Genomic DNA, 5,607 nt, shown 5'->3' on the forward strand with positions numbered 1-5,607 from the left:
TCACTGTAATAGCCTGACGATGACCTACTTTCACACGGGGATCCGCACTATCATCGGCGCTGACTCGTTTCACTGTCCTGTTCGGGATGGGAAGGAGTGGTACCAAGTCGCTATGGTCGTCAGGCATAACTTTTTGTCACCCAGACTATGGTCTGGGCAACCAATTTATAGAGCTAATCAGCTTGTCTTTTGACTCTGCGTGAATTACTCCACGTCAGTATTTTGAATGCGTCAACTTGGCATAACTTCCTTGAGACACTTTCGTGAATCAAAGTTATAGGGTCAAGCCGCACGAGCAATTAGTACAGGTTAGCTTAACGCATTACTGCGCTTCCACACCCTGCCTATCAACGTCCTGGTCTTGAACGACTCTTTAGGGGGCTCAAGGCCCCGGCAGATCTCATCTTGAAACGAGTTTCCCGCTTAGATGCTTTCAGCGGTTATCTCTTCCACACTTAGCTACTCGGCAATGCCACTGGCGTGACAACCGATACACCAGAGGTGTGTCCACTCCGGTCCTCTCGTACTAGGAGCAGGCTTCCTCAAATCTGCAGCGCCCACGGAAGATAGGGACCAAACTGTCTCACGACGTTTTAAACCCAGCTCACGTACCTCTTTAAATGGCGAACAGCCATACCCTTGGGACCGGCTACAGCCCCAGGATGAGATGAGCCGACATCGAGGTGCCAAACACCGCCGTCGATATGAACTCTTGGGCGGTATCAGCCTGTTATCCCCAGAGTACCTTTTATCCGTTGAGCGATGGCCCTTCCATACAGAACCACCGGATCACTATGTCCTGCTTTCGCATCTGCTCGACTTGTCAGTCTCGCAGTTAAGCACGCTTATGCCATTGCACTATCGTCACGATGTCCGACCGTAACTAGCGTACCTTCGAACTCCTCCGTTACGCTTTGGGAGGAGACCGCCCCAGTCAAACTGCCTACCATGCACTGTCCCCGATCCAGATAATGGACCTAGGTTAGAACCTCAAACACACCAGGGTGGTATTTCAACGTTGGCTCCATAAGATCTAGCGACCCTACTTCAAAGCCTCCCACCTATCCTACACAGATCTGTTCAAAGTCCAATACAAAGCTACAGTAAAGGTTCATGGGGTCTTTCCGTCTTTCCGCGGGGAGATTGCATCATCACAAACATTTCAACTTCGCTGAGTCTCGGGAGGAGACAGTGTGGCCATCGTTACGCCATTCGTGCAGGTCGGAACTTACCCGACAAGGAATTTCGCTACCTTAGGACCGTTATAGTTACGGCCGCCGTTTACTGGGACTTCAATCAAGAGCTTGCACCCCATCATTTAATCTTCCAGCACCGGGCAGGCGTCACACCCTATACGTCCACTTTCGTGTTTGCAGAGTGCTGTGTTTTTAATAAACAGTCGCAGCCACCGATTTTTTGCAACCTCATTGGGCTCCATCCGCGAGGGACTTCACCTACTAAAGGCACACCTTCTTCCGAAGTTACGGTGTCAATTTGCCGAGTTCCTTCTCCCGAGTTCTCTCAAGCGCCTTAGAATACTCATCTCGCGCACCAGTGTCGGTTTGCGGTACGGTCGTGTGTAGCTGAAGCTTAGTGGCTTTTCCTGGAAGCAGGGTATCACTCACTTCGAGTGCAAGCACTCTCGTTATCACTCCTCATCTAAGCCCGGCGGATTTGCCTACCAGGCACGACTACAAGCTTGAACCAACATGTCCAACAGTTGGCTGAGTTAACCTTCTCCGTCCCCACATCGCACTACACATCGGTACAGGAATATTGACCTGTTTCCCATCAGCTACGCATCTCTGCCTCGCCTTAGGGGCCGACTCACTCTACGCCGATGAACGTTGCGTAGAAAACCTTGCGCTTACGGCGAGGGGGCTTTTCACCCCCTTTAACGCTACTCATGTCAGCATTCGCACTTCTGATACCTCCAGCACGCTTTACAACGCACCTTCACAGGCTTACAGAACGCTCTCCTACCACTTGCAATAAATTGCAAATCCGCAGCTTCGGTAACTGGCTTAGCCCCGTTACATCTTCCGCGCAGGACGACTCGATCAGTGAGCTATTACGCTTTCTTTAAATGATGGCTGCTTCTAAGCCAACATCCTGACTGTTTTAGCCTTCCCACTTCGTTTCCCACTTAGCCAATTTTAGGGACCTTAGCTGGCGGTCTGGGTTGTTTCCCTCTTGAGTCCGGACGTTAGCACCCGGTGCTCTGTCTCCCAAGCTGTACTCTGCGGTATTCGGAGTTTGCATTGGTTTGGTAAGTCGCCATGACCCCCTAGCCAAAACAGTGCTCTACCCCCGCAGGTAATACTTGAGGCACTACCTAAATAGTTTTCGGAGAGAACCAGCTATTTCCAAGTTTGTTTAGCCTTTCACCCCTATCCACAGCTCATCCGCTAGTTTTGCAACACTAGTCGGTTCGGACCTCCAGTACCTGTTACGGCACCTTCATCCTGGCCATGGATAGATCACTTGGTTTCGGGTCTACACCCAGCGACTAGACGCCCTATTCGGACTCGATTTCTCTACGGCTTCCCTATTCGGTTAACCTTGCCACTGAATGTAAGTCGCTGACCCATTATACAAAAGGTACGCAGTCACCCTTGCGGGCTCCTACTTTTTGTAAGCACACGGTTTCAGGATCTATTTCACTCCCCTCCCGGGGTTCTTTTCGCCTTTCCCTCACGGTACTAGTTCACTATCGGTCAATGATGAGTATTTAGCCTTGGAGGATGGTCCCCCCATATTCAGACAGGATTTCTCGTGTCCCGCCCTACTTGTCGCAAGCTCAGTACCACACAGGTCATTTCACGTACGGGGCTATCACCCGCTATGGCCAGCATTTCCAGGCTGTTCCGTTATGTCTTGTGCTATCACTTGCAGGCTTCTCCGATTTCGCTCGCCACTACTTTCGGAATCTCGGTTGATGTCTTTTCCTCGAGCTACTGAGATGTTTCAGTTCACCCGGTTCGCCTCGCATACCTATGTATTCAGTATGCGATACCCCAAAGGGTGGGTTTCCCCATTCGGAAATCTCCGGATCAAAGCTAATTTGCCAGCTCCCCGAAGCTTATCGCAGGCTATCACGTCCTTCGTCGCCTATCATTGCCAAGGCATCCACCATGTGCTCTTATTCACTTGACCCTATAACTTTGACGTTTCTTTCGAAACTAAAGTTATCTACAAGGAATATCTGTCAGGTCTTTCACCTGACGCGTTATGCCGTATTCAATTAACTTGAATAACTCGAATTCAAACGTGAAGTTTGATATTCATTTTGACGCAATCAAAATTATGTTGCTAACCACTACATGAGGCACGGTCTGCACTAAACCTTTACGAATGTGCAGTTTCCTCAAGCAGCTTAGATTGTTAGCAACGCTGATTAAACTCTATAAATTGTTAAAGAACAGCCGATTGATCAAGAGATCTTGATCAACAACAAAGTAGCCTCTAGCCTATAAAGGCTTAAAGCAACTTTGGTGTTGACTTTATAAGTATCGTTGAATGGTGGAGGATGACGGGATCGAACCGACGACCCCCTGCTTGCAAAGCAGGTGCTCTCCCAGCTGAGCTAATCCCCCATGGTCATAGACTATTGGACGGGATGGTGGGTCTGGTTGGTCTCGAACCAACGACCCCCGCCTTATCAAGACGGTGCTCTAACCAACTGAGCTACAGACCCAAGCCGGTCACTTTGGATCAAGCAAGCCTGATCGTTAGCGACAACCTTCCAACAACCGATAAGTGTGAGCGTTCAAATTAAGTTGCAGTTTTCCAGAAAGGAGGTGATCCAGCCGCACCTTCCGATACGGCTACCTTGTTACGACTTCACCCCAGTCACGAACCCTGCCGTGGTAATCGCCCTCCTTGCGGTTAGGCTAACTACTTCTGGCAGAACCCGCTCCCATGGTGTGACGGGCGGTGTGTACAAGACCCGGGAACGTATTCACCGCGACATTCTGATCCGCGATTACTAGCGATTCCGACTTCACGCAGTCGAGTTGCAGACTGCGATCCGGACTACGACTGGCTTTATGGGATTAGCTCCCCCTCGCGGGTTGGCAACCCTCTGTACCAGCCATTGTATGACGTGTGTAGCCCCACCTATAAGGGCCATGAGGACTTGACGTCATCCCCACCTTCCTCCGGTTTGTCACCGGCAGTCTCATTAGAGTGCCCAACTGAATGTAGCAACTAATGACAAGGGTTGCGCTCGTTGCGGGACTTAACCCAACATCTCACGACACGAGCTGACGACAGCCATGCAGCACCTGTGTTACGGCTCTCTTTCGAGCACTAAGCCATCTCTGGCGAATTCCGTACATGTCAAAGGTGGGTAAGGTTTTTCGCGTTGCATCGAATTAAACCACATCATCCACCGCTTGTGCGGGTCCCCGTCAATTCCTTTGAGTTTCAACCTTGCGGCCGTACTCCCCAGGCGGTCAACTTCACGCGTTAGCTTCGTTACTGAGTCAGTGAAGACCCAACAACCAGTTGACATCGTTTAGGGCGTGGACTACCAGGGTATCTAATCCTGTTTGCTCCCCACGCTTTCGTGCATGAGCGTCAGTACAGGTCCAGGGGATTGCCTTCGCCATCGGTGTTCCTCCGCATATCTACGCATTTCACTGCTACACGCGGAATTCCATCCCCCTCTACCGTACTCTAGCTATGCAGTCACAAATGCAGGTCCCAGGTTGAGCCCGGGGATTTCACATCTGTCTTACATAACCGCCTGCGCACGCTTTACGCCCAGTAATTCCGATTAACGCTCGCACCCTACGTATTACCGCGGCTGCTGGCACGTAGTTAGCCGGTGCTTATTCTTACGGTACCGTCATTAGCCCCTTGTATTAGAAGAGACCGTTTCGTTCCGTACAAAAGCAGTTTACAACCCGAAGGCCTTCATCCTGCACGCGGCATTGCTGGATCAGGCTTGCGCCCATTGTCCAAAATTCCCCACTGCTGCCTCCCGTAGGAGTCTGGACCGTGTCTCAGTTCCAGTGTGGCTGGTCGTCCTCTCAGACCAGCTACAGATCGTCGCCTTGGTGGGCTTTTACCCCACCAACTAGCTAATCTGATATCGGCCGCTCCAATCGCGCGAGGTCTTGCGATCCCCCGCTTTCATCCATAGATCGTATGCGGTATTAGCACAGCTTTCGCTGCGTTATCCCCCACGACTGGGCACGTTCCGATATATTACTCACCCGTTCGCCACTCGCCACCAGGATTGCTCCCGTGCTGCCGTTCGACTTGCATGTGTAAGGCATGCCGCCAGCGTTCAATCTGAGCCAGGATCAAACTCTATAGTTCGATCTTGATTGTTTTGCCCTTTCGAGCAACTCATAAATTGGAATCGACGTGAATATCATCTCTGACTTTCACATCTTTTTTACTTCATGAGCGTTTAAAGTCTTGCGACTTAGTTCCAAAGAACTTGGCAACTACCTTCAAACGCCCACGCTTATCGGCTGTAGATTTTTAATGATCAGAAACAATTTTTACCTTGTTTCGTTTGCTTTGCTGTGATCAGCGAAGCCTTGAATTATGACACACTTTTTGAAGCATTGTCAAATTAAGCAAAAGATTTTT

The 5,607-nt window shown here is 50.3% G+C and carries 2 tRNA genes and 3 rRNA genes; all 5 read right to left on the minus strand.

From position 1 onward, the window contains the following. Positions 1 to 11: 11 nt before the first annotated feature. The 5 genes from rrf to CHU94_RS00250 all read right to left on the minus strand — a co-directional run bounded on the left by rrf (position 12) and on the right by CHU94_RS00250 (position 5,328). Positions 12 to 124: ribosomal RNA gene (rrf, locus tag CHU94_RS00230) — 5S ribosomal RNA — on the minus strand. A gap of 154 nt (positions 125 to 278) precedes the next feature. Continuing rightward, positions 279 to 3,156 (minus strand): 23S ribosomal RNA (locus tag CHU94_RS00235). A 364-nt stretch (positions 3,157 to 3,520) separates the two neighbouring features. Next, positions 3,521 to 3,596, minus strand: a tRNA-Ala gene (locus CHU94_RS00240). A gap of 24 nt (positions 3,597 to 3,620) precedes the next feature. After that, a tRNA-Ile gene (locus CHU94_RS00245) sits at positions 3,621 to 3,697 on the minus strand. Positions 3,698 to 3,793: 96 nt separating this feature from the next. Continuing rightward, positions 3,794 to 5,328 (minus strand): 16S ribosomal RNA (locus tag CHU94_RS00250). The 16S, 23S and 5S rRNA genes sit together here with 2 tRNA genes alongside, the layout of an rRNA operon. Between the last annotated feature and the right edge of the window lie 279 nt (positions 5,329 to 5,607).

This window comes from Rhodoferax sp. TH121 (assembly GCF_002251855.1).
Taxonomy (GTDB): domain Bacteria; phylum Pseudomonadota; class Gammaproteobacteria; order Burkholderiales; family Burkholderiaceae_C; genus Allorhodoferax.